The sequence below is a fragment of the Sphingomonas sp. LHG3406-1 genome (assembly GCF_029637485.1).
Classification (GTDB): domain Bacteria; phylum Pseudomonadota; class Alphaproteobacteria; order Sphingomonadales; family Sphingomonadaceae; genus Sphingomicrobium.
In genome coordinates, this window is the sequence record NZ_CP069128.1 from 2,320,087 (window position 1) to 2,344,923 (window position 24,837).

Below are 24,837 nucleotides of genomic sequence, written 5' to 3' on the forward strand. Positions count from 1 at the left end.
GTGGGCTCCTCCGCCTAGGCTGGAGCGACCTTCGCGGACATGGGTTCGAATTGATAGTCGTCCGGGTCGGCGCGGCGGGTCATTCGCCAGAAATCTTCGTTGCGCCACGGCGTGATGGCGACGATCCGGCCCCGGCTGTTGCGGTACCAGTTCTCGGCACCGGGATGGGTCCAGACCATCCGCGCATGGGCTTCGTCGATCTTGCTCTTGTAGCCCTCGTAGACCTCCGGCCGCACCTCGATCGCGGCCGCCCCGCGGTCGACAAGCTGGCGGATGGCATCGAGGACATAATGGGTCTGGTTCTCGATCGAGCGGATCATGCTGCCGCCATGCCCCGAGCCGACATTGGGCCCGAGCAGGACGAAGAAATTGGGGAAGCCCGGCACCGTCGCGCCGAGATAGGCGGCGGCATTGTCGGTCTCCCACACGTCCTTCAGCCGGCGGCCGTCGCGGCCGATCACCTCGTAGGAGCCGAGCACCTCGGCGGCGCGGAAGCCGGTGGCGAGGACGATCATGTCGGCCTCGACGCTCTCGCCGCCCGCCGCGGTCAGGCGGTTGCCCTCGACGCTGGCCAGCCGGTCGGGGACGAGCCGGACGTTGGAGCGGCGCAGGGTGCGGTACCAGCCATTGTCGAGCAGCATCCGCTTGGCGAAGGGCGGGAAGTCGGGAAGGACATGCTCGAGCAGGTCCTGCCGGTCGCCGAGCTCCTCCTTCACATAGTTGGTGAAGAAGCGGCGATGGCCGTCGTTGACGGCGTTCAGCGCCCGGTCCGGCTCGGCCCAGTCCGGATCCTTGAACAGGGACGAATGGATTCGATCGTTGAAGGTCCAGGTCAGCCGTTGCTCGTACCATTGGCGGTAGAGCGGCACATGCTGCATCAGGTAGCGGACGTCCGGCGGCACTTCCCGGCGGAATTGCGGAAACGGCGCCGCCCACTGCTTGGAGCGGGCGAAGACGGTCAGTTCGGCGACCTGCGGCGCGATCTCCGGCACCAGCTGCATCGCCGACGCGCCGTTGCCGACCACCGCCACGCGCTTGCCCCTGACGTCCAGCCCGTCGTGCCATTCGGCGGTGTGGACGACCGGCCCGGGGAAGGTCTCGACGCCGGCGATGGCGGGCTTGAGCGGCACGTTCAGGACGCCGACGGCGCTCAGCACGATGTCGGCATGGTCGGTGCGGCGCCCGTCCGGGCCGGTGACCGTCACCGCCCAGCGCTGCTCCTCCTCATCCCAACGAGCTTCCTCGACACGCGTGCCGAACTGCACCCCCTCCCGCACCCCGAACCGGTCGGAGACGGTCCTGATGTAGCGGAGGATCTCGCCCTGAAGCGGGAAATAATGGGGCCAGTCCCACGGTGCGAAGGAGAAGGTGTAGGTGAAGTTGGGCGTGTCCACCCCGCAGCCCGGGTAGCGATTCTCCCACCAGGTGCCGCCGACATCCAGGTTCTTCTCGACGATGGTCCAGTCGACCCCGATCCGCTCGAGGTTGATCGCGGCGCAGATGCCAGACACGCCGGCGCCGATGATGATCGCCTTCAGGCGACGGCCGAGGGGCGGCTGCGCCGGCGGTCGGCGAAGACCCATGTTGAAGGCGACGATCTCGCCATATTCGGCCGGCACGGGCTCGCCCATCGACACCGATAGCATGGTGGCGAGTTCCTCGTCGGCGGGCGCGGGCAGCGCGACCACCCCGTCGTCCAGCCAGCTCCGGACCGCAACCTTGGCAGCGTCGCGGATTTCGCGCTGGACCGGCGGGGCAAGGCCGCCGTCGTCATTGTCGTCGAGCCCTTTCGCCCGGCGCGGCGCGTAAGGCTCGGCGAGCCATTTCCGGTCACCGGTGAGCTGCACCAGCAGCATCAGCAGCGACGGAATATTCGCTTGGTCGATACCGGCGGCGATCCGCATCGGGTCCGCCGGCTCGTCCTTTGCGGACCAGGTCTCATCCATCGTGCATCACCTCACAAAACATAGCTACCGTTCAGTAGCTTGGCTGTCGCCAAAGGTCCAGCATGCCTCTTTTCGACGCCCCGAATTTCGCTTTTTGCATCCTGCCGATAAAGAAGTGATACTCGCCAGTATGATTTAGCGCGAGGGGTGTTGATCGCTCTCGCACCTGAGGAGGGGGATCATGAAATCACGACTCTATCGTGGATGCGCGTTCATCGGGCTGGCGCTTGCCTTCGCCCCATCGGCGATCGCCCGATCGGCCGCGCCAGGCGATGCAGCGGACTCCTCTGCATCAACTGACACGGCACAGGATGTCAGCGGAACGGCAAGCACCGGGGCGGAGCCGAACCGCGGAAACGATGCGGGCGAGATCGTGGTGACCGCAACCAAGCAGAGCTCGTCACTGGCGCGAACCCCGGCAGCCATCACCGCCGTTTCGGCCGAGGAGATTGCGCCGGGAGGGATCCAGAACATCGGCGATCTGCAGTCGGTTGTCCCGAACGTCTCGATCGGCGACCAGTTCGGCGTCAATCGCACGTTCGTCCGCGGCATCGGCCTGACCAGCATCGACCTTGGTGCCGATGGCGCCGTCGCCTTCCTTCAGGACGGCGCCATGATCGCGCGTCCGTCGGCGCAGCTGAGCGGCTTCTACGACCTTGAGCAGATCGAAGTCCTGCGCGGTCCGCAGGGCACCATCTATGGGCGCGGGGCAACCGGCGGGGCGATCAACCTGGTGGTGGCGAAGCCCGGCATGACCCCGGAAGGCTATGCCCGGCTGACGCTTGGCAACTACAAGTCGCGCATCCTCGAAGGTGCGGTTGGCGGACCGCTGGCCGGGCGGCAATTGATGCTTCGCGTCGCCGGCAAGTATGAGAAGCGCGACGGCTACGGCAAGAACCTGTTCACCGGCAAAGACATCGACGACCGCGACGCTTATGCCATCCGCGGCGTCCTGGTCAGCCGCCTGACCGACGATCTCAAGGCGACCGTCATCGTCGACCACAGCAAGGAGGAGGACGCCAACTACGCCTTCCACTATTTCGGGCCCTCGATCGTCCCCGACTCTGCGCTTCCGCACAAGCTGATCGGCGGCGAATCGATCTTCGATTATTATGCCGCGCGCGGGGAAGAGGTCGACTTCCGCAACATCTATTCGGACGAGGAGCCGCTTAACGAGCGCAAGGGTACGGGGGTCACCGGGATCCTCGACTTCAGCGTCGGCGACGTCAGCCTCAAGTCGATCACCGCGTGGCGCAAGTTCCGCCGCTTCAACCGCGACGACCTCGATGTGTCCGACGTGTGGATGTACGGCCGCAACGACTATACGGAGAACAGCAAGTCCTTCTCCCAGGAAGTCACCGCCTCCTACACCGGCAAGGGTTTCAGCCTGCTCGGTGGCGCGATGTACTTCAAGGAGCGCCTGTTCGGAGAGGTGCGGGTCCCGACCGTCAACCTCGGCGTCCTGTTCGGCCTTCCGGCGGATACCTTCGACGACGGCTTCTACCTTCAGCAGGGCGTCGTCCGGACCAGGGCCTTCGGCGCTTTCCTCCAGGGAACGGTGGAGGTCACCCCCAATCTCAAGATCACGGCCGGTGCCCGCTACAATCGCGAGCGGCGGCGGGGCAGTGGCTACTTCCGCTTCGACGCGATCGGGGTGAATGTCCCGACCGACCGGGCCAAGACCTGGAATGCCGTCACGCCCAAGTTCCTGGTGGAATATGAACCAGACGCGCAGACCCTGCTCTACGGAACCATCACTCGCGGCTTCAAGTCGGGCGTCATCAACGTCGGCAGCCTCAACTCGGTGATCGATCCGGAATATGTCTGGAATTACGAGGCAGGCTTCAAGCGGCGGCTGTTCGACCGGCGTATCCTGCTCAGCGGCGCAATCTTCTACTACGACTACAAGGATCTGCAGGTCGGCTTCGTCAACGCGCAGAGCATCGTCGAGACGATCAATGCCGCATCGGCACGCAACTACGGCGCCGAACTGGAAGTCAGCGGCAGGATCAACGACCAATTGTCGTTCAACGCCTATGGCGCCTATCTCAACGCTCGCTTCACCGACTTCTGCAACGGCTATTATGGCGCGGGCGTGCCTCGCCCCGGCATCAGCTACAGCGCCTGTTCCGACGATCCGGCGCTGGCCGACCTCAGCGGGAAGCGGCTTCCCAGCGCACCCAGCTTCTCGTTTGGCGGCGGCGTCAACTACACCATCCCGCTCGGCTCCTCGAAGCTCGTCGCGGACGCCGACATGTCCTACCAGAGCAAGGTCTATTTCACCGAGTTCAACAACCGTGACGCCGAGCAGGACGGCTATGCGCTCTTCAACGCCGGCCTGACCTGGCACAGTCCCGGCGAGCGCTTCAGCGTCGGCGCCTGGGTCAAGAACATCGGCGACAAGGAAGTGATTTCGAACGCGATCATCACGGCGGCGACCTTCGCCTTCGTGCGGGTCGGATCGATGATGCCGCCGCGCACCTACGGGCTGACGCTCGGCACCAAATTCTAACCTGTGAAAGGGGCGGGCTGATCCTGGCAGGGCAGCCCGCCGCGCGTGCGGCATGGACCGGTTCAGGATCGGCAGCGTCACCGTCTCGAGGGTGGAGGAGTGGAGCGGCGGCTTCAGCGGCGCCGACTTTCTCTTCGCCGGCTATGAGGAAGCCGAATGGCGTCGCCGCGAGCCGGAATTCGTGCCCGACTTCTACCTTGCCGAGGAGCGCCTCATCTTCGGCGTGCTGCAGAGCTGGGTACTCGACACGGGAAGCGAGCGCATCCTGTTCGACACCGGCGCGGGCAACGACAAGGACCGCCCCGGAATCCCCCTCTTCGGCGGCTTGCAGACCGACTTCCTCGACCGGCTCGCGGCCGCCGGCTACCAGCCCGAGGACATCGACACCGTCGTCTGCTCCCACCTTCACATCGACCACGTCGGCTGGAACACTCGGCTCGTCGACGGCGCGTGGCAGCCAACCTTCGCCAATGCCCGCTACCTGATGCCGCTGGCCGACCGCGACTACTGGAACCCCGAAGGCGGCGGCGACCGGCCCACCGACCAGGGTGCCTTCGTCAATGCCGGCGTGTTCGAGGACAGCGTGCAACCGATCATGGCCGCCGGCCGTGCCGAGTGGGTCGGTGACGGCCACGAGGTCGCGCCCGGGATCAGCCTCGCCTCCCGTCCGGGTCACACGCCGGGCCAGATGATGCTCGATCTGCAGTCGGGCGGCGAGCGCGCCCTGTTCGTCGGCGACATCCTCCATCACCCGATGCAGGTCCACCGCCCCGACTGGAACAGCCGCTTCTGCGAGGACCCGGTCCGGGCAGTGGAGTCCCGCCGGGCGGTGCTCGAGCAGGCGGCGGACGGCGAGGCGCTGCTCGTGCCTGCCCATTTCGGCGGCGAGCATCTGATCCGCGTCGCGCGGGAGGGGGGCGGCTTTCGCCCGCTCTACGTCAGGGAGGTGCCGGGCCGATGAGCAGCATGCCGATCACCAGCTTCGCGCTCGACCCCCATGACCGCACCCTGCTGGCTGACCCCTATCCGGTGTTCAACCGGCTGCGCGACAGCGATCCGGTGCACTGGTCCGATCTCGGCTATTGGGTGGTCAGTCGCTACGACGACATCCGCTCGGTGGTGATGGACCGGGTCAACTTCGGCCAGGGCGACTTCGTCCGCAACATCCAGCTGCTCTACGGGCCCGACTTCGACGTCATGTCGCACTCGGCCTATCGCTGGCTGAGCGAGGTGTTCGTCTTCCAGGACCCGCCCAAGCACACGCGGCTGCGGGGGCTGGTGACCCAGGCGCTGACCGCCCGCCGCGTGCAGGCGATGCGCCCGCGCATCCAGCAGATCACCGACCGGCTGCTCGACCGCATCGAGTCGGCCGGCAGCATGGAGCTGATCCACGACTTCGCCTACCGGCTTCCGACCCTGGTGATGTGCGACATGCTGGGCATCGGCGAGGACGAGGCCGACGATGCGCTGCTGACGGCGCTGAACCAGGCCATCGCCGACGGCTTCCTGGTGATCGAGCTGCGCGCCCTGCCGGCCGACGAGCTGGCGCTCGCCAATCGGCAGATCAGCTTCCTCGAGGATTTCTTCGCCGGCATCTTCGCACGCCGGCGCACCGAGCCGCGCGATGACCTCGCGACCGCGCTGCTGCAGGCGCGGGACAATGGCGAGGGCCTGTCCGAGCGCGAAATGGTGACGGTCGCCATCGGCCTGTTCGGCGCGGGATTCGAGACCACCGCCCACATGATCGGCAACGGCATGCTGACCCTCCACCGCCACCCCGACCAGTGGCGCCGGCTGGTCGCCGATCCGGCGCTTGCCGCCAGCGCCACCGAGGAGATCCTGAGGTTCGAAAGCTCGCTGACCGCCACCTACCGGACCGCCTTCCACGACGTCGCGGTCGGCGGTACCACCATCCGGGCCGGTGACCGGGTGCTCGCACTCACGGCGGCCGGCAATCGCGACCCGTTGAAGTTCAGCGACCCCGACCGGTTCGACATCGGGCGGAGCGAGGCGAAGCATCTTTCCTTCGGCGGCGGAATCCATTTCTGCGTCGGCGCGGAACTGGCGCGGCTGGAGGGAGAGATCGCGCTGGCGACCCTCGCCCGGCGCTTGCCCGGAATCGAAGTGGACGCGTCAGAGCCCGCGTGGCGCGGACTCCTCTTCCGTGGCCTCGAACGGCTTCCGGCCCGATGGCCCGCCCCATGAGGGGCCGGCCGTGACGGGTCCGCTCGCCGGACTTCGGGTGCTCGAGTTCGCGGGCCTCGGGCCGACCCCGTTCGCGGGCATGATGCTGGCCGACCAGGGTGCCGACGTGCTCCGGATCGAGCGGCGCGACGCGACCGGCCATCTCGCCGGCGACCCGCGCCTCGACACGCTGAACCGCGGCCGGGGATCGATCTGCCTCGACCTCAAGACAGAGGAGGGGCGCGACTTCGCGGCGATGCTGTCCGAGCGGTGCGACATATTGCTCGAAGGCTATCGGCCCGGCGTGATGGAGCGGCTCGGCCTTGGACCCGACAGGCTTTGCGCCGCGAACGAGCGGCTCATCTACGCGCGCATGACCGGCTGGGGGCAGCAGGGGCCGATTGCCGGCCAGGCTGGCCACGACATCAACTATATGGCCCTGACCGGCGCGCTTCATGCCATGGGCCCGGCCGGAGCGCCGCCGGTGCCGCCGCTCAATCTGGTCGCCGACTTCGGCGGCGGCGGCATGCTGGTCGTCAACGGCATCCTGGCCGCGCTGGTGGAACGGTCGCGCAGCGGACGCGGGCAAGTGGTGGACGCCGCCATGGTCGACGGGGTTGCCCTGCTCATGGCCCAGATCGCCTCGTGGCAGGCGATGGGCTTCTGGCGCGACGAGCGGGGCACCAACGTGCTCGACGGCTCGGCCTACTTCTATCGCTGCTACGAAACCGCGGATGGCGGCCATGTCGCCGTCGGCGCCCTCGAAAAGCCGTTCCACGATATCCTGATCGAAGGGCTCGGCCTCGATCCGGCCGAGTTTACTGACCACCTCTCGCCCGGCCGATGGGTCGAACGGAGCGAGCGGCTAGAACGCATCTTCCGGACCCGGTCACGCGACGAATGGGTAGCGCATTTCGACGGCAAGGACGCCTGCCTGTCGCCGGTCCTGACCATCGCGGAAGCCCCGCTCCACCCCGCCAATCGCGAACGGCAACTGATGGCTGGTCTCGGCGCCGGCTGGTCGCCGGCCGCGGCACCGCGACTGTCCCGTACCCCGGCCGCCCCCGGCACGCCGCCCCTTCCGCCCGGCGAGGGCGGGCAGGCGGCGATACAACGGTGGGGTGTGCCCGAGGCCATGGCCGGCGAGCTCGCGGACAGGGGCGTGCTCGATGCGCGCTGAGGACGACGAAACCGGCCAATCCTACTGGACAGTAGAATTTGCCCTTCATACGCATGAAGCGACGGACGGAGACGAGTGATGCATAATCCCACCGGAACGGAAATGACCTTCACTTCGACCGAGCGGGTCAGCATCGGCAGGCCCGCGGCGGAGGCGATCCGTGAGCAGGCCGAGCGGCAGGGCGCGCGGCGCGTGTTCATCCTCGCGGGGTCCACCCTGCGTCACAAGACCGACGAGGTGGGCCGGATCGAATCCGCCCTCGGCTCGCTCCACGCCGCGACCTACGACGGCATCCGGCCGCACGCACCGCGCGCCGACGTGCTTGCAGCGGCCGATGCGGCCCGCGCCGCCGATGCGGACCTGGTCGTCACGGTCGGTGGAGGCTCGGTGACGGACGCCGGCAAGATCGTCACGTTGCTGATCAAGAACAACGTCACCAGCACCGACGGCTTCGAACCCCTGCGGACCTATGTCACGGAGGACGGGCAGGTCATCAATCCGGTGACGGTCGGCCCCGACATCCGCACCATCTGCGTGCCGACGACCCTTTCCGGCGGCGAATTCAATGCCCTTTCCGGCGCGACCGATGAGGTGACGGCGCACAAGCAGGGCTATGAGCATCGCGGAATGGCGCCGGTCATGGTGGTGCTCGATCCCGCGCTGACCCGCCACACGCCCGAATGGCTGTGGCTGTCGACCGGCGTCCGCTCGGTCGACCATGCGGTCGAGACGCTCGCCTCGGACAAATCGAACGACTTCGCTGATGGGCTGGCCGACAGCGCTCTTCGGCTGCTGGCGGAAGGGCTGCCGCGGGTGAAGGCGGACCCGCACGACCTGGAAGGACGGCTGAAGTGCCAGATCGGCGCCTGGCAATCGATGATCAGCATCATCGGCGGCGTCCCGATGGGGCCGAGCCACGCCATCGGCCATATCCTCGGCGGCACCTGCGACGTGCCCCATGGCTATTGCTCCTGCGTCATGGCCCCCTACGTGCAGGCATGGAACGCCGAGCATGACGACAGCCGCCATGACCGGATCAGCGCGTGCCTCGGCGCGCCGGGCGAAAAGGCGTCAGTGGCGCTCGACCGCTTCATCCGCGGGCTCGGCATGCCGCGCACGCTTGCCGAGGTCGGGGTCGGCGAGGACCGGTTCCAGCAGGTCGCCGACTATACGTTGCTCGACATCTGGGGACGGACGGGGCCCCGGCCGGTGACATCCGCCGCCGACATCCTCGACATCCTGCGGTCGGCAGCCTGAGGGCGAGTGCAATGGCAAGGGCGCTAGCGAAGCCGAACGTGAAGGAAGGGGGCGGCCGGCAGATCAAGCCGGACGTCGTGGCCTACAAGAGGGCGCGCATCCTCGAGGAGGCCAGCGCGCTCTTCTTCGACCGCGGCTATGACATCGCCACGCTCGACATGCTGGCGGACCGGCTGCACGTCACCAAGCCGTTCCTCTACACCTACTTCCGCAACAAGAGCGACATCCTCGCCGCCGTCTGCGCGGTCGGGGTCACGGAGTCGCTCGATGCCCTGGAAGTGGTCGAACATGCGCCGGGCTCGCCCGCCGAGCATCTCCGCGCCGCGCTCGAGCAGGTGGCGCGGATCATCATCAAGCGCAGCGACTACATCATGGTCTACCAGCGCGAGATCATGAATCTCGAGCGTGGCGACGCTCAGCACATCCTCCGCCTGCGGCACGAGTTCGACATCAGGGTGGCGCGGCTGATCGAGGATTGCCAGCGGGCGGGGCAGGTGACCCTGCCGGATGCGCAGGCCATGTCGGTCTGGATGGGAGGATTGCTGGTGTGGATCCCCAATTGTTATCGGCCCGGAAGCCGCCGCTCCGCCGAGGAGATCGTCGACCAGGTGGTGCAGGCCTGCCTGCGACTGGTCGGGCTGAAGTGAGCGCGGTGCCGGCGGGCGGCCGCGACTTTCACGATCCGCGCGTCCCGAACCGCGACCAATGCGTGCTTCGCTACCTGCTCGACCGCTGGGCCCGCGAGCGGCCGGACAAGACCCACATCGTGTTCGAGGACGGAGAGGAGTGGAGCTTCGCCGAGGTCCGCGCGCGGGTGATCGCCAAGGCCGCTGGCCTGCAGAAGCTGGGGGTCCAGCGCGGCGACCGGGTGGCGGTGTGGCTCCCGAACGGCCGCGAGGCCCTGCTCGTCTTCTATGCGATCAACTATCTCGGCGCCGTCTTCGTCCCCTTCAACACCGCCTATCGCGGCAACCTCCTCGCCCATGTCGTGCGCAACTCGGACGCCAGGCTGATCGTCGCCCATCCGGACCTCGTGCCCAGGCTTGCCGAGATCGACCTTGCCGCGCTCGAGCAGATGGTGCTGACCGGGTCGGAGCAGGCCGAGGTCGCCAACCTTTCGGTCACGGGCTTCTCCGCGCTTGACGGCAGCGAGGACGACCTCGTTCCGCTGGCCGAGCCCATCCAGCCGTGGGACCTGCAGTCGATCATCTACACGTCCGGCACGACTGGGCCGTCCAAGGGCGTGCTCTCCTCCTACCTCCACATGTTCTCCAACGCCGGGCCGGAGAGCTGGCCGATGGTCGGCGAGGACGACCGCTACATGACGGTGGCGCCCATCTTCCATATCGGCGGGATGGGGCCGCCCTTCGTGATGCTCGCGCGCGGCGCGTCCGTCGCCATCGTCGAGAATTTCTCGACCGAGCGCTTCTGGGAGACGGTCAGGCAGACGGGCTCGACGGTCGTGTTCCTGCTCGGCGTGATGGCGACCTTCCTGATCAAGCAGCCGCCCGGTCCGCACGACCGGGATCATGGCGTCCGGCTCGCCTTCATGGTGCCTTTCACCGACGATGCGCCGGCGTTCCGGGAGCGGTTCGGGATCGACATCTACACCATCTTCAACATGACCGAGATCGCCTCGTCCTGTGTGTCGGAGGCCAATCCGGTGCAGCGGGGCACGTGCGGGAAGGTTCGGGACGGCGTCGACGTCCGGCTGGTCGACGCGCATGACTGCGAGGTGCCGGTGGGCGCCATCGGCGAGATGCTGGTGCGGGCTGACCGGCCGTGGGGCCTGAACAGCGGCTACAACAACAATCCGCAAGCGACGGCCGAGGCCTGGCGCAATGGCTGGTTCCACACCGGCGATGCGTTCCGCAGGGACGAGGACGGCTATTACTACTTCGTCGACCGGGTGAAGGATGCGATCCGGCGGCGGGGCGAGAACATCTCCTCGTTCGAGGTGGAGGTCGAGGTGTGCGCCCATCCGGACGTCCGCGAAGCCGCTGCGATCGGCGTTCCCAGCGAATATTCGGAGGATGAGGTGATGGTGGTGGTCGCGCCTATTCCGGGCAGGACCATCGACGTCGCCGCGCTCGCCGAATTCCTTGCCGGGCGGATGCCCTACTTCATGGTGCCGCGCTACTTCCGGGTGCTTGCGGAACTGCCCAAGACGCCCTCGGCCAAGGTGATGAAGGCGGAGCTTCGCGCCGAGGGCATCACCCCCGACACCTGGGACCGAGAACAAGCCGGCCTGCGGCTGCGCAAGGAACGGCTGACACCCTGACGTTCCGGCCGCGCGGCTGCTTCACCCGAGCGCTGCCGACGATGAGGGCATGGCGGTCGGTCGCCCCTTGAGGTCGCCCGCCCGCGCAAGGTCGATGTTGACCAGCGTGCCACAGTCGTGGCAATCGCCCGGCGTATCGCATCAGTGTCGCGTCGGAATTGTCACCGGCCTGGCGGGCGCGATGCCGGATGGCGGTCTTCTGCCGTTCTGCGGGTGTAGCTCAATGGTAGAGCAGAAGCCTTCCAAGCTTACGACGAGGGTTCGATTCCCTTCACCCGCTCCATTCTTTCACGCTGATAGGCCGGTCCGCTGCGCACGAGGCTGAGCGTCTGCCGCCGCAAGGCGTCGTACTCGTCGGAGGAGGAAGCGCTGGCCGCGGCCCGCGCGGCCGGGCTCGATCTCAGGACCTACCGCTGCGACCGGTGCCGGCGCATTCACCTGACCAGCCGGACCAAGGGCAAACGGCGGCCGCGCATTTCCGTCCCGTGATTTGCCATGGGGCTAAGCGGGAGCTGGCATGGATGTCCGCAATGGGTGGAAAGCGGACACTAGGCCTGCCGCATTGCATCCAGTGCGGCCTGCATCATCGCCATAGATTCGTATACAAGCCGCATTTATTTCTCATAGTCTTCCAAGAACGAGAGTACCTTCGAAGCTAGTTGAGGGAGTTCGTTCAAACGAGAGCGATCAACAACAATGCTGAAGGATAATTGCGATCTATCAAAATCCATCGCGCAGCTACGTGATCTGAAGCATCGAATGCGCGCACTTGGAGTTGCGCCAACAAAACCCACCAAGTCGTCGAACTCGCAATCCGAGCCCTCTACACAGGCCGGACGATCGGGATGCTCCTTATAGAAAGCCACATCCCCAATCCTGCGAACTTCTCCTGAACGTGCAGGTTGGCTAGCTGGCGGCGAGCCTAGAGCTTCCGTGATCGTGACGGTAAAGGTATCATTTGAGACTAGGCTCTTTCTTACTGGAACAGGCTTCAGGTCATGTATGGTAAGAGCAAGGCCTATCTTCGTTTGTGCACGCTGCTTAAGATTATCACGATAGTAGAAGTAGGCTGAAGGTAGGTTCAGCGAAAGTATAGGCTTGGAACCACGCTTGTGGGCTCCAAAGGGATACAGATCGACTATGTTCGGACTCAATGATGAAGTCCGCTCTACAGCCCAAGTGCGGCGAGCCGGCTCTTCAGCGCAGGCTGATGCTGCAAGCAGAACAAATCCTGCCTTGACGGCCATCGCTTTGTGACCATTGAGACGTAGCCAGCGCTTTACTGATGCTAAACTCGAGAGCGTCGAGATGTAAGATGAAGAGAGACATCCTGCTTTAAGTCTCGGCATGTTTAAGCTCCGCCAAGACGAGAATCAAGCGCGAAGAAGCTTGGTCCTGCGTCCATCCGGTCAGCTTAGCCTTGATGCTAATGTCCGCAATGGGTCGACTGCGGACATGTAGCGCGGCGACTTAAGTTCACGCCCGCTCCACCAGCTCCCGCCAAGCCTTGAGCCGCCGCTCGCGCTTTTCACCCAGATCGCGCGAAGCGAAGCGCTGGGTTGCGGGGGTCATCGCCGTGGCGGCCGCTTCAAGATCCGGGTGGAGGCCGGCGCCGACGGCGGCCATGATCGCGGCGCCGCGGGCGGTGGTCTCGACGTCGGCGGGGCGCTCGACGGTGAGGCCGAGCATGTCGGAGAGGTCCTGGGCGAGCCAGTCGTTGGCGGCCATGCCGCCGTCGAGCCGGAGCTGGGCCCAGGGGGCGCCGGCGGCAGCGAAGGCGGCGGCGAGGTCGACCAGCTGGTGGCTGACCGTCTCCAGTGCGGCGCGGGCAAGATGGGCGCGGGTGGTGGCGAAGGTGAGGCCGGCGACGGCGGCGGTGGCCTCGGGTTTCCAGTAGGGCGCGCCGAGGCCGGCGAGCGCGGGGAGCAGGGTGACGCCGCCACTGTCCGGCACGGAGCGGGCGAGGGCTTCGGTCTCGGCGGCGCTGGCGAGGATCCCGAGATTGTCGCGCAGCCACTTGATCAGGCTGCCGGCGACGAACACGGCACCTTCGAGCGCATAGTGGCGCTCGCCGCCGCCGACCTCGTGCAGGATCGTGCCGAGCAGGCCGTTGGTGGGCTGCGGGCGGCAAGTGCCGACATTGGTGAGGACGAAGGCGCCGGTGCCGAGGGTGAGCTTGGTCTCGCCTGGCTGGAGGCAGGCCTGGCCGACGGTCGCGGACTGCTGGTCGCCGATCATGGCGGTGACCGGGATGGCGCGGCCGAACAGCTCGGCGCGGGTTCGGCCGAGCGCGCCGGCGGTGGGCACCACGGCCGGCAGGCTGGCGCGGGGAAGGGCGAAGAGGTCGCACAGATCCTCCGCGAAGGTCGTGCCGTCGAGGTCGAGCAGCAGCGTCCGGCTGGCATTGCTGACGTCGGTCAGGTGATCGCCGGTGAGATTGAAGAGCAGCCAGCTTTCGATGGTCCCGAAGGCGAGGGCATCGCCGGCGGCACGGACGGCGTCGTCATGCTCCAGCAGCCAGGCCATTTTGGTGGCCGAGAAATAAGGGTCGAGGCGGAGGCCGGTGCGGCGCTCGACCTCGGGACCGTGGCCGAAAGCCTGGAGCGCGGCGCAGGCATCGGCGGTGCGGCGGTCCTGCCAGACGATGGCGCGGGCGAGGGGCTGGCCGCTTCTTTGGTCCCAGGCAACGACGGTCTCGCGCTGGTTGGTGATGCCGATGGCAGCGATCCGCGAGGGCCCGCCTGCTTGGGCGATCATTTCGGCCAGGCAGGCGCGGCTCAGCGACCAGATTTCGGTGGCGTCATGCTCGACGAGGCCGGGGGCGGGATAATGCTGGGTGATCGCCCGGCTGGCCGAGCCGTGGATCCGGCCGGCGGCGTCGTAGAGCAGGGCGCGGGTCGAGCTGGTGCCGGAGTCGAGGACCAGGAGCAGCTCGTCGCGCAACGTCAGAGGCGTCCCGCGGCATGGGCGACCTGGCTTCCGACCAGGCGGAGCTGGCCGGCGCTGTCCTCGTCGAGGAGGCGGCCGTCGGCATCGAAGCTGGCGGGGCTGATCCTGAGCGCCGCGCCGAACGGGGTCGGCCAGCCGCGCAGGGCATGGGCGATGGTGCGCAGCGTGGTCATCGAGCTGTTCGCCGCCTGGTGGCCGAAGGCGGTGACGATGAGGCCGATGGGGCGGCCTTCGAGATAGGGGCGGGCGTCGGTCGCCAGCTCCTCCAGATAGTCGATGGCATTCTTGACCATGCCCGAGACGGTGCCGTGATAGCCGGGCGTGGCGAGGATGATGCCGTCGGCGGTGCGCACCGCCTCGATCATCTCGCTCCCCTTGTCCTCGCTCCAGTCGGGGCCGCGATAATGGGGGAGGCCGGCGATATAGTCGCCGCCGAAGATCCTGACCTCCGCGCCATGGCCGCGCGCCGCTTCGGCAGCGAGGCCGAGCACCCGTTCGGTGCTGCTCATGGGGCGGGTGGTTCCGCCGATGGCGACGATGCTGCGGCTCATGATGGCTTTCAGATGACCTTCGTATTGTAGCTGTGCCACGCCAGCACCGCCGCCGCACCCCGGTAGGGAGCCCATGTGGCGGATCGTTCGCGCAGCCATTTCTCGGCGGGCTTGCCGTCATGGTCGAGGAGCCGCCCAAGCTCGATCTGCACGGCAAGGTCACCGGCCGGGAAGACGTCCGGCCGTCCTTCGGCGAAGAGGAGGTAGATTTCCGCCGACCATCGGCCGATGCCCTTCACCCTGGTCAGGTGGGCGATGGCCTCCTCGTCGTCCTGGGGCAGAGCGTCGAGATCGAGTTCGCCGGAAAGGGTCAGGCTGGCGAGGCTGCGGAGGTAGCCCGCCTTCTGGCGCGACTGGCCGAGGGCGCGGAGATCCTCGTCGCTGGCGGCGGCAAGGGCGGCGAGGTCGGGCGGGTCGCCATAGGCGGCGGTGAGCTTGCCCCACATGGAGCGGGCGGCCGCGACGCTGACCTGCTGGCCGACGATGGTTCGCAGGAGGGCTGCGGTGCCGCGCTCCGATTGCCGCGGCTCGGGCGGGCCGAGACGGTCGATGACGGTGACGAAGGCGGGCTCGGCGGCGGTGAGATGGGCGAGGGCCTCGGCCATGGAGGCGGGGGTATGGACCATCGTCAGCTTCTCCTGCCAGCCCCGAGCGAAGTCGGAGGGCGTGCCTCGGCTTCGCTCGGCACCGACGGACCCGTGTTCACTTCCCCGCCTCGGCCGCCGCATAAAGGGCGATGGCGGCGGCGTTGGAGACGTTGAGGCTCTCGACCGCGTTGCTGATCGGGAGGCGGGCGAGCGCATCGCAATGCTCGCGGATGTTCTGGCGCATGCCTGGGCCTTCGGCGCCGAGGACGAGGGCGACCTTCTTGGGCCCGAGCGCCTCGGACAGGGTGGAGCGAGCTTCGCCGGCAAGGCCGATGCGCCAGAAGCCGGCTTCTTCCATTTCGTCGAGCGCGCGGGCGAGGTTGACGACGCGGACCCAGGGCACCCGCTCGAGCGCGCCGGAGGCGGCCTTGGCGAGGGCGCCGCCTTCGGGCGGGGAATGGCGGTCCTGGGTGACGATGCCGATCGCGCCAAAGGCGGCGGCGGAACGGAGAATGGCGCCGACATTGTGCGGGTCGGTGACCTGGTCGAGGACGAGCAGGACCGACTTCTCGTCCGCGTCGGCGAGGAGGTCGCCGAGCCAGATGTCCTCGAGCGGCTCGACCTCGATCACCACGCCCTGGTGCGGCGCGTCGCCCGGCACGAGGCGGGCGAGGTCGGTGACCTCGGCGCGGGTGAGGATGACCGCGGGTGGGAAGTTCATGAAGCTGGCCGCTTCCTGCGTCGCCCAGGCCTTGAGCACCCGGCGGTCGGGGTTGTCGAGGGCGGCGGCGACGGCATGCCTGCCCCAGAAGCGGGGGCGATTGGCGCTGCCGTGGGAGGATTGGTGCGACTTCTTGCGGCGGGTCATGGGGATTGCTGTAGCTTCGCCTTGCCCCTCGGTGAACCCGCGTTAAAGCCAGTCCCATGTGGCAACTCCTGCAATTCCCCCTCTGCCCCTTCTCCCGCAAGGTCCGACTGGTGATGGCCGAGAAGGGAATCCCGGCGGAGCTGGTGCGGGAGAATCCGTGGGAGCGGCGCGACGAGTTCGTCGACCTCAATCCCGCGGGCGAGACCCCGGTGCTGGTCGAGACGGAGCGCGGGATCACCCTCATCGGCAGCCAGCCGATTGCCGAATATTTCGAGGAGACGGTCGAGAAGGTGCCGATGATCCACGGCGACGCCGCCCAGCGCGCCGAGATCCGCCGGCTGACCGAGTGGTTCGACGAGAAGCTGTTTCGCGAAGTGGTCGAGCCCCTGATGGTCGAACGGATGCGCAAGCGGCTGGTCAGCAAGGAGAGCCCCGACACGCGGGTGCTCCGCGAAGCGATGCGGATCGGCAACAACCACCTCGACTATCTCGACTATTTGCTCGACCACCGGCGCTGGCTGGCGGGCGCGGCGCTGAGCCTGGCGGACTTCACCGCCGCCGCGCACCTCAGCGTGATCGACTATCTCGGCGCGGTCGACTGGCGCGGGCACCGGCAGACCAAGGACTGGTATTCGGTGATGAAGTCGAGGCCGGCTTTCCGGCCGCTGCTGGGCGAGCGGATGGAAGTGATCGTCCCGCCGCAGCATTACGACAAGGTGGATTTCTGAGCCGAAGCCCCGCTTCCGGGTGGCGGAACGAGGTCAGCGTATCGGCGGCAACGCCATCATGAATGGCATTGCGGGGCGATCTCCCGTCGCGAGGAATTGGCCAGCGGGAAGTTAGCCTAGTTTTCGATGTTCCAGCGCAGCAGCAGCAGGTCGAAGACGGCGTCGTGGATGGGCTTCACGAATTCGACTCCGGCGCGATAATCCTCGACCCAGCGGATGCGACCCTCCATCGGCTCGAGGCCGGGGAGGGCGACCCAGATCCAGTCATCGGGGCGGGGCGGGTCGACAAAGGCGAGGCAGCAGCCGCGGGGAGAGATGTCGGAGGCGTCGAGCGACTGGCTGCGGCGGCCGGCGCGGCGGACGATCACCGCCATCGCCAACGGCCGGCGCTTGGCCTGGCGCGGAACCTCGGTGCGGGGCGGCGCCTCGACCACGAAGGACAGGCCGACGCCGTGCCCATTGCGCCAGCGCACGACGGCCGGGATGGCGCCGCGGCGATGAACGGTCAGGTTGACCTCGTCACCACGGACGAGCGGCGCGTCGGTGCGCAGCCGGCAGCCGCCATAACTGAGGTTGGTGAGGATGAAGTCCCAGCTCCTTTCCGCCGTCGGGCGGGCAAGCCAGCCCGACAATGCGGTGGGGCGCCGTTCTTCGCGCGGCGGATAGATGGGCGTGGCGGAAGGCGGATCGAGGAAGGGCTGGGCGCTCATTACCCGCTCCGCTCGAAGCGCAGGCCGGAGCGGCCGCGGGGTGCCCAGCGGACACCTGCCTCGAACTTGCCGATGCGGGGCAAGGCGATGGTGAGCCGGTCGCCAGCTGAGAACCAGCCACACACCGAGCAGCCGTCGATCGACAGGTCGGCGACCGGTACTGTTCCGCTGTTACCGCAGGCGCGGATGACCTCGGCCTCGGTGCTCACGTCGTGGCGGTGCGGCCGCAGGCACGGCGACAATGCGTTCATGGGTATCCCTGACCGAGTTACTAACGCACATCAACTCAAGGGACGGTAATCGGAGAAAGTTACTTCTTTGTTGGCATTAGGTCGGTTACCCGACCTTTGTTGTTCAAGGCCGCTTTGCCGCGACGAGATAATTGAGGCGGAGGTCTTCGCTCAGGTGGAGGCCGCGGCCCGGCGAGAAGGCGATCCCGCGGGTGGTGGCGACGGCGAGGCCGGCGTCGGTGAGCAGGGCGCCGAGCTGTTCGGGCGGCAGGAACTGGTCGTAATCGTGGGTGCCGCGCGGGATCTGGCCGGTGCCCTCGGCGAGCGTGATGGTGAGCAGGCGGGACAGGCCGGTGCGGTTGGGCGTGCTCATGACGAGGAGGCCGCCAGGTGCGAGGCGGTCGGCCAGCTGGCGGACGAAGGCGGCGGGGTCGGCAACATGCTCGACCACTTCGAGCGCGGTGACGAGGTCGAACTTGCCGGGAAGCGACGCGACTTCGCCGGCGACGTAACGGATGGCGAGGCCGGTCTGGCCGGCATGGGTGCGGGCGGCTTCGATCAGCTCGGGCGCCGCATCGATACCGGTCACTTGCGCACCCATTCGGGCGAGCGGTTCCGCAAGCAGGCCGGCGCCGCAGCCGACATCGAGCGCGGTGCGGCCGGCGAGCGGGCGAAGGGTGCGCTCGTCGGTGTCGAAGTGGCGATCGATGCTCTCGCGGATGAAGGCGAGGCGGACGGGGTTCAGCCGGTGAAGCATCGCCGACTTGCCCTTCGGGTCCCACCAGTCGTCGGCCATCGCGCCGAAGTGCCGGGCTTCCGAGGGGACAATGCTCGAGGCCGCTTCGGCAAAGCCTCCGCTAATGCTTGTTTCCGCCATGTCCGGCTCCTAACAGGGCGCGCCCGGCAACCCAAGGACAACCGCTCAAGCTCATGGCCCGCATCGTGATGAAGTTCGGCGGCACCTCCATGGCCGGGATCGAGCGCATCCGCAGCGTCGCCGAGCGGGTGAAGCGGGAGGCCGAGGCCGGCAATGAGGTGGCGGTGGTCGTCTCGGCCATGGCCGGCGAGACCGACCGGCTGGTCCAGCTCTGCCGCGAGGCCGCCGCCCTCTACGACCCGCGCGAATATGACGTGGTGGTGGCGAGCGGGGAGCAGGTCACCAGCGGGCTGCTGGCGATCACGCTCCAGGGCATGGGGGTAAAGGCGCGCTCCTACATGGGCTGGCAGCTGCCGATCCGCGCTTCCGGCCATGTCAGCGCGCTGATCGAAGGGATCGACGTCGACGTGCTCGACCGTGTGTTCGCGGAAGGGGGCATCGCCGTCATTCCGGGCTTCCAGGGCGTGACCGGCGACAATGCGCTGGCGACGCTCGGGCGGGGCGGGAGCGACACGTCGGCGGTGGCGCTGGCGGTGGCGATGAAGGCCGACCGCTGCGACATCTACACCGATGTCGACGGCGTCTACACGACCGACCCGCGCATCGTACCCAAGGCGAAGAAGCTCGACATGGTGACCTACGAGGAGATGCTCGAGCTCGCCTCGGTCGGCGCCAAGGTGCTGCAGACGCGGTCGGTCGGGCTGGCGATGCGGTTCGACATGCCGCTGCAGGTCCTGTCGTCGTTCGACGACCGGCCCGGAACGATGATCGTGAGCGACGAGACGCTCGAGGGGAGTGATATGGAACGCAACGTCGTGACGGGCATCGCCCACGACCTCAACGAGGCCCGGGTGACGCTGTCCGGGCTGCCCGACCGGCCGGGCGCCGTCGCTGCCGTCTTCGCGCCATTGGCCGCCGCCAACATCAACGTCGACATGATCGTCCAGTCGGTGCCGCGAAAGGGGAGCCCAAGCGACCTGACGTTCACCGTTCCGACCGCGAGCCTCAGCCACACGGTGGCGGAGCTGGAGAAGGTGCAGGGCGAGGTCGGCTTCACCGAGATCCTTACCGACACGGACGTGGTGAAGGTCAGCGCGGTCGGCGTCGGCATGCGCTCCAACGCGGGCATCGCCGCCAAGATGTTCGACACGCTGGCGGAGCGGAACATCAACATCCTCGCCATCACCACCTCGGAGATCAAGGTGAGCGTGCTCATCCCCGAAGATTATACGGAGCTTGCCGTGCGCGTGCTTCACACCGCCTTCGGGCTCGACGACAAGGGGCCGGCGGCGTGAGCAGGCTCGACAGGCTGATGGCGCGCGGCGCCGAGTTCCTCGGCACGCGCTATGCGATCCTTGGCGGGGCGATGAGCTGGGTCAGCGAGCGCAACCTCGTCGCCGCGATCAGCAATGCCGGCGGCTTCGGCGTGATCGCCTGCGGGGCGATGAACCCGGAACTGCTCGATAAGGAGATCGCCGAGACCCGGGCGCGGACGGACAAGCCGTTCGGGGTCAACCTCATCACCATGCACCCGCAATTGAATGAGTTGATCGAGGTGTGCGGACGGCACCGGGTCGGGCACATCGTGCTGGCGGGCGGACTGCCGCCGAGCGGCGCGATCGACAGAATCAAGGGGACCGGCGCCAAGCTGATCGCGTTCGCCCCGGCGCTTTCGCTGGCGAAGAAGCTGATGCGGTCGGGTGCCGACGCGATCGTCATCGAGGGCATGGAAGCCGGCGGCCATATCGGCCCGGTCTCGACCAGCGTGCTGGCGCAGGAGATCCTGCCCCACATCTGTAACGACATCCCGGTGTTCGTCGCCGGCGGCATCGGCCGGGGCGAGGCAATCGCCGCCTATCTCGACATGGGGGCTGCCGGCGTGCAGCTCGGCACCCGCTTCGTCTGCGCGACCGAAAGCATCGCGCATCCGAACTTCAAGAAGGCCTTTATCCGCGCCAGTGCGCGCGATGCGGTGCCGAGCATCCAGATCGATCCGCGGCTTCCGGTGATCCCGGTGCGGGCGCTCAAGAACAAGGAAACCGAACGCTTCGCCGCCAAGCAGCGCGAGATCGCCGAGCATCTTGACGGCAAGAAATTGGAGATGGCCGAGGCGCAGCTGCAGATCGAGCATTACTGGGCGGGCGCGCTCAAGCGGGCGGTGATCGACGGGGACGTCGAGACGGGCAGCGTCATGGCCGGCCAGTCGGTTGGCATGGTCACGAAGGAGCAGCCGACCGCCGAGATCATCGCCGAGCTGGTCGACGAGGCGGAAGCCGCGCTGGCGGGGCGGCGGGCCGCCTAGCACGGCTTGATCGGCGGGCGGGGCTGTGGAAAGCCTCGCACGGCGGGATCAGACGGACACCGGCACGCGCGCATGCCCAACCATTATCGCACGCTGGGAGTCGATCCCGAGGCCGACGAGGCGACAATTCGCACGGCCTATCTCGCGATGATGCGCCGCTACCATCCCGACACCGGCGGGGGCGGCTCGGGGCAGGCGAGGGCGCAGGAGATCATCGCCGCCTACGAAATATTGCGCGATCCCACCCGGCGGGCCGCTTATGATGCGGGTCGGCGTGCGGTGCGCCAGCCGGCGCTCGGCGGCGGGGGAATGACGGCGGGCGCGATGGCATCGTCGGCGGCACGACGGCGGGTGCGCGGCGGCCATGTGGCGCGCAACTTCTTCCTGCTGCTGGCCGCATCGACCGCGGGCCTTGCCTACTGGGCGCTGCAGCGTCCGATCGGCGGTGACGGCAGGCAGGTGGCAGCACGGTCGACGCAGGCCGAGCCGGCATTGGGGGGAGCGCGCGAGCCGGCCTCGCGTCCTCCTCCATCGGCGGTGGAAGAGCAGCCGGTCGCTGGTGCAGCCCTGCCGCCAGTCGCGATCAAGCCGGCTGCCGAGCCGCGGAAGGCGGAGGTGGCCCTTTCCCCGTTGCCGGTGGTGCGCGACGCCGAGATGCCGGTCAGGCCCGCTCCGCCGGTGCTCGTCGAGAAGCGGCCCGTGCGGTCGCCGCCGCCGCTTTCGACGCGCGCTCCTGTGGCCGCGCAATCGAATGCTCCCCTGTCCAGGGCCGTTGCCAGGGATCAGCCGCGGATCGATCTCGTCGGTCTGGAGCGGCACCTCGATCTGCTAACTGACCAAAGCCTCCGCCATGCCGACGAAGCACGACGGACGCGGCTCTCCACCACCCGCGAACAATTTGCCGGCCGGCTCGCTGCCTGCAGCGACGACCTCTGCCGCCGTGACGCCTATCTGAGACGGAATCAGGAAGTGGCGGAGATCATGCGCCGCTGAACGGCGAACATCGCGGCACTGCCGCGACGCGGGCTTGCCCGTCCGCATGAGCCACCCTGTGTCCTTTCTGGACTCGTCGATCATCGTCGCTGCTTACCGCCTCGGAAACCTCGTAGCTCCGGTGGAGCGGGGCGGATGCGGCGGGTGAGCGCGTCTGCGCATTTCGCTCACCAACGCCCCAACCGGCTGGTCACGGCGTTCAGCCGCATCCAGATCCTTTACTCGCGCGGGCGATGACGACCGCCGTTGCGGCGTTTCTAAGCGCGCTGTGCATGGCGCTGTCGACGCTCGGCCGAGTCCCGAGCGCTCCCTTGGACTTGGCGGCCCTTCCTGATAGCGCTGCGTCCATGCCGCTGACCGCCGCCACCGCTGCCCGCGAGATACTGACCGGTCTGCACGGCCTTATGGCCCGGCGCGGATCGGCCCAGGCCAAGCTCGACATGACGGTCGATCTCATCGCCGAGGCGATGCAGAGCGAAGTCTGTTCGATCTACCTGCTGCGCGACGGCGTGCTGGAGCTGTTCGCGACCCACGGCCTCAACAAGGAAGCCGTGCACGTGACCCGGCTTGCGCCCGGCCAGGGCCTGGTCGGGACGATCGCCGCGGAAGAGCGCATCCTCAACCTTGCCGAGGCGAGCAATCATCCCGCCTTCGCCTATCGGCCGGAAACGGGCGAGGACCGCTTCCACAGCTTCGCCGGCGTGCCGATCATCTTCCGCGAGCGCGGAATCGGCGTGCTCGCGGTGCAGCATGCCGATCCGCGTGCCTATGCCGACGTCGAGATCGAGGCGCTGCAGACGGTTGCGATGGTGCTGTCCGAGCTGATCGCCGGCGCCCGCCTGGTCGACGGGTCGGATCGGCGGGGCGGCACGCGCGACGGCATGGTCCGTCTCGCCGGGCTCAAGCTGGTGGCGGGCATGGCGCGCGGGACGGCGGTCTTCCACCAGCCGCGAGTGGTGGTCGAGCATACGGTGTCCGACGACCCCGAACTCGAACGAAGCCGCGTCATCTCGGCCTTCTCCAAGATGCGCAGCCAGATCGAGCAGATGACCCGCGAGGCGGAATTCGGCACGGCCGGCGAGCATCAGGAGATTCTCGAGACCTACAAGATGTTCGCCTATGACGAGGGCTGGGTGCGGCGCATCAACCTCGCCATCGACAGCGGACTGACCGCCGAAGCGGCGATCGAACGGGTGCAGCAGCGCACCCGGGCGCGCATGCTGGAGATCGACGATCCGCTGCTGAAGGAGCGGATGCACGACCTTGAGGACCTGTCCAACCGGCTGCTCCGCATCGTCAGCGGGCGGATGGGGACCGCGGCGCAGACGGGGCTGAGCGGCGACGCCGTGCTGATCGCGCGCAACCTCGGCCCGGCGGAACTGCTCGAATATGACCGGCGGCGGCTGAAGGCGGTGGTGCTGGAGGAAGGCTCGCTGACCGCGCACGTGACCATCGTGGCGCGCGCGATGGGCGTGCCGGTGATCGGGCGCGTCAAGGACATCGGCCATATCGCGGCCGAGGGTGACACCCTGCTGGTCGACGGCAACCAGGGCAGCCTGGTGGTGCGGCCGACGCGCTCGGTGACGACTTCGTTCGAAGCGCGCATGGCGATGGGCCAGAAGCGGCGCGCCGAATTCACCGCCATCCGCTCGTTGCCGCCGATCACGAAGGACGGGCTGCGCGCGACCCTGATGGTCAACGCCGGGCTCGCCGAGGATTCTTCCGCGCTGGAAGCGGTCGGGGCGGATGGAATCGGCCTGTTCCGGACCGAATTCCAGTTCCTCGTCTCCGCCGCACTGCCCGGCCGCGACGCCCAGTACCGGCTCTATCGGCAGGTGCTGGACGCGGCAGGCGACAAGCCGGTCGTCTTCCGCACCGTAGACATCGGCGGCGACAAGGCGCTGCCCTACCTGACCGACGTCAGCGACGAGGCTGAGAACCCGGCGATGGGCTGGCGCGCGCTCCGCCTCAGCCTCGACCGGTCGACGCTGATGAAGGCGCAGGCGCGGGCACTGATCGAGGCGGCCGAGGGACGGACGCTCCGGGTGATGTTCCCGATGATCTCCGAGCCGTGGGAATATGAGGAGGCCCGCGCCCTGTTCGAGGCGCAGGTCGACTGGGTCAAGGCGCGCAAGAACGGTCCGGCGAAGATCGAATATGGCGCCATGCTGGAGGTGCCGAGCCTCGCCGAGATGCTCGACCTCCTGCTGCCGCGCATCGATTTCCTCTCGATCGGCACCAACGACCTGACCCAGTTCCTGTTCGCCGCCGACCGCGCCGATCCCAGGCTGGCGCTGCGCTACGACTGGCTCAGTCCGGCGATCCTGCGCTTCCTTCGGCGGGTGTCGAAGCAAGCGAATGCGGCGGGTGTGACGGTTCGGCTGTGCGGCGAGATGGGCGGCCGGCCGCTGGAGGCGATGGCGCTGATCGGCCTCGGAATCACCAATTTCTCGATCACCCCGGCGGCGGTCGGACCGGTCAAGGCAATGATCCGCTCGCTCGATGCAGGCGCGCTCCAGGCCAAGCTGGACACCCTGCTGGCGCGGCCCCCGGCGAACATGCGCAAGACACTGACCGACTGGGCGAGGCGGCACTCGGTCGCGATCGACTGAGGGCCCAAGTTGACGCGGCGACCAAGCCCCTTAACAAGGTGGCGCAAATGGTCCGGGGAAGAGGCGGCAA

At 67.6% G+C, this 24,837-nt stretch carries 21 protein-coding genes and 1 tRNA gene; 13 read left to right on the plus strand and 9 right to left on the minus strand.

Annotated elements, in window-relative coordinates; genetic code table 11:
- Positions 1-14: 14 nt before the first annotated feature.
- Complete coding sequence (locus tag JOY29_RS11330) at positions 15-1,946, minus strand: NAD(P)/FAD-dependent oxidoreductase (protein WP_300973637.1); 1,932 nt, start codon at positions 1,944-1,946, stop codon at positions 15-17.
- 181 nt (positions 1,947-2,127) lie between these two features.
- On the opposite strand from JOY29_RS11330, the gene JOY29_RS11335 reads away from it, so the two are divergent.
- The 8 genes from JOY29_RS11335 to JOY29_RS11370 all read left to right on the plus strand — a co-directional run bounded on the left by JOY29_RS11335 (position 2,128) and on the right by JOY29_RS11370 (position 11,643).
- Positions 2,128-4,458, plus strand: coding sequence for a TonB-dependent receptor (locus tag JOY29_RS11335; protein WP_300973638.1), 2,331 nt, complete (start codon positions 2,128-2,130; stop codon positions 4,456-4,458).
- Positions 4,459-4,510: 52 nt separating this feature from the next.
- Positions 4,511-5,419: an MBL fold metallo-hydrolase gene (locus JOY29_RS11340; protein ID WP_300973639.1), complete on the plus strand. Its 909-nt coding sequence runs from the start codon at positions 4,511-4,513 to the stop codon at positions 5,417-5,419.
- The gene (locus JOY29_RS11345; protein WP_300973640.1) at positions 5,416-6,663 is read left to right on the plus strand and encodes a cytochrome P450; all 1,248 of its coding nucleotides are present in this window, start codon (positions 5,416-5,418) and stop codon (positions 6,661-6,663) included. The genes JOY29_RS11340 and JOY29_RS11345 overlap by 4 nt, the downstream gene beginning before the upstream one ends.
- A gap of 10 nt (positions 6,664-6,673) precedes the next feature.
- The gene (locus tag JOY29_RS11350; RefSeq protein WP_300973641.1) at positions 6,674-7,822 is read left to right on the plus strand and encodes a CaiB/BaiF CoA-transferase family protein; all 1,149 of its coding nucleotides are present in this window, start codon (positions 6,674-6,676) and stop codon (positions 7,820-7,822) included.
- 102 nt (positions 7,823-7,924) lie between these two features.
- Complete coding sequence (locus JOY29_RS11355; RefSeq protein ID WP_300973642.1) at positions 7,925-9,079, plus strand: iron-containing alcohol dehydrogenase; 1,155 nt, start codon at positions 7,925-7,927, stop codon at positions 9,077-9,079.
- An 11-nt stretch (positions 9,080-9,090) separates the two neighbouring features.
- A complete protein-coding gene (locus JOY29_RS11360) occupies positions 9,091-9,726 on the plus strand; it encodes a TetR/AcrR family transcriptional regulator (protein WP_300973643.1) in 636 nt (211 codons plus the stop codon).
- Positions 9,723-11,360 (plus strand): AMP-binding protein, encoded by a 1,638-nt coding sequence (locus tag JOY29_RS11365; protein WP_300973644.1) that lies wholly within the window; start codon positions 9,723-9,725, stop codon positions 11,358-11,360. The genes JOY29_RS11360 and JOY29_RS11365 overlap by 4 nt, the downstream gene beginning before the upstream one ends.
- 209 nt (positions 11,361-11,569) lie before the next feature.
- Positions 11,570-11,643 (plus strand) — tRNA-Gly (locus JOY29_RS11370).
- Between the two features lie 331 nt (positions 11,644-11,974).
- Here JOY29_RS11370 and JOY29_RS11380 read toward each other — a convergent pair.
- The 5 genes from JOY29_RS11380 to rlmB all read right to left on the minus strand — a co-directional run bounded on the left by JOY29_RS11380 (position 11,975) and on the right by rlmB (position 16,315).
- Entirely contained in the window at positions 11,975-12,709 is a 735-nt protein-coding gene (locus tag JOY29_RS11380) for a hypothetical protein (RefSeq protein ID WP_300973645.1), read from the minus strand.
- Between the two features lie 127 nt (positions 12,710-12,836).
- Positions 12,837-14,303 carry a glycerol kinase GlpK gene (locus JOY29_RS11385; protein WP_300973646.1) on the minus strand — a complete coding sequence of 489 codons (1,467 nt, stop codon included), beginning with the start codon at positions 14,301-14,303 and terminating at the stop codon, positions 12,837-12,839.
- A 2-nt stretch (positions 14,304-14,305) separates the two neighbouring features.
- Complete coding sequence (locus JOY29_RS11390; RefSeq protein WP_300973647.1) at positions 14,306-14,860, minus strand: NADPH-dependent FMN reductase; 555 nt, start codon at positions 14,858-14,860, stop codon at positions 14,306-14,308.
- Positions 14,861-14,868: 8 nt separating this feature from the next.
- Positions 14,869-15,486, minus strand: coding sequence for a DNA-3-methyladenine glycosylase 2 family protein (locus JOY29_RS11395; RefSeq protein ID WP_300973648.1), 618 nt, complete (start codon positions 15,484-15,486; stop codon positions 14,869-14,871).
- Between the two features lie 76 nt (positions 15,487-15,562).
- Positions 15,563-16,315, minus strand: coding sequence for a 23S rRNA (guanosine(2251)-2'-O)-methyltransferase RlmB (gene rlmB, locus JOY29_RS11400; RefSeq protein ID WP_300973650.1), 753 nt, complete (start codon positions 16,313-16,315; stop codon positions 15,563-15,565).
- Positions 16,316-16,371: 56 nt separating this feature from the next.
- Between rlmB and JOY29_RS11405 the strand changes: the two genes are divergently transcribed.
- Entirely contained in the window at positions 16,372-17,043 is a 672-nt protein-coding gene (locus JOY29_RS11405) for a glutathione S-transferase family protein (protein WP_300973651.1), read from the plus strand.
- Between the two features lie 116 nt (positions 17,044-17,159).
- Here the strand turns inward: JOY29_RS11405 and JOY29_RS11410 are convergent, their stop codons facing one another.
- From JOY29_RS11410 to ubiG, 3 genes are all read right to left on the minus strand, one after another.
- A complete protein-coding gene (locus tag JOY29_RS11410; RefSeq protein WP_300973652.1) occupies positions 17,160-17,753 on the minus strand; it encodes a PilZ domain-containing protein in 594 nt (197 codons plus the stop codon).
- Positions 17,753-18,004, minus strand: a complete 252-nt coding sequence (locus JOY29_RS11415) for a hypothetical protein (protein WP_300973653.1) — start codon at positions 18,002-18,004, stop codon at positions 17,753-17,755. The genes JOY29_RS11410 and JOY29_RS11415 overlap by 1 nt, the downstream gene beginning before the upstream one ends.
- A gap of 103 nt (positions 18,005-18,107) precedes the next feature.
- Positions 18,108-18,860 (minus strand): bifunctional 2-polyprenyl-6-hydroxyphenol methylase/3-demethylubiquinol 3-O-methyltransferase UbiG, encoded by a 753-nt coding sequence (ubiG, locus tag JOY29_RS11420; RefSeq protein WP_300973654.1) that lies wholly within the window; start codon positions 18,858-18,860, stop codon positions 18,108-18,110.
- Between the two features lie 53 nt (positions 18,861-18,913).
- Between ubiG and JOY29_RS11425 the strand changes: the two genes are divergently transcribed.
- The 4 genes from JOY29_RS11425 to ptsP all read left to right on the plus strand — a co-directional run bounded on the left by JOY29_RS11425 (position 18,914) and on the right by ptsP (position 24,767).
- Positions 18,914-20,155 (plus strand): aspartate kinase, encoded by a 1,242-nt coding sequence (locus tag JOY29_RS11425; protein WP_300973655.1) that lies wholly within the window; start codon positions 18,914-18,916, stop codon positions 20,153-20,155.
- Positions 20,156-20,172: 17 nt separating this feature from the next.
- Entirely contained in the window at positions 20,173-21,162 is a 990-nt protein-coding gene (locus JOY29_RS11430) for a nitronate monooxygenase (RefSeq protein WP_300975534.1), read from the plus strand.
- 72 nt (positions 21,163-21,234) lie between these two features.
- Positions 21,235-22,155, plus strand: coding sequence for a DnaJ domain-containing protein (locus JOY29_RS11435; protein ID WP_300973656.1), 921 nt, complete (start codon positions 21,235-21,237; stop codon positions 22,153-22,155).
- A gap of 347 nt (positions 22,156-22,502) precedes the next feature.
- Positions 22,503-24,767 carry a phosphoenolpyruvate--protein phosphotransferase gene (gene ptsP, locus JOY29_RS11440; RefSeq protein ID WP_300973657.1) on the plus strand — a complete coding sequence of 755 codons (2,265 nt, stop codon included), beginning with the start codon at positions 22,503-22,505 and terminating at the stop codon, positions 24,765-24,767.
- The last annotated feature ends 70 nt before the right edge of the window (positions 24,768-24,837 follow it).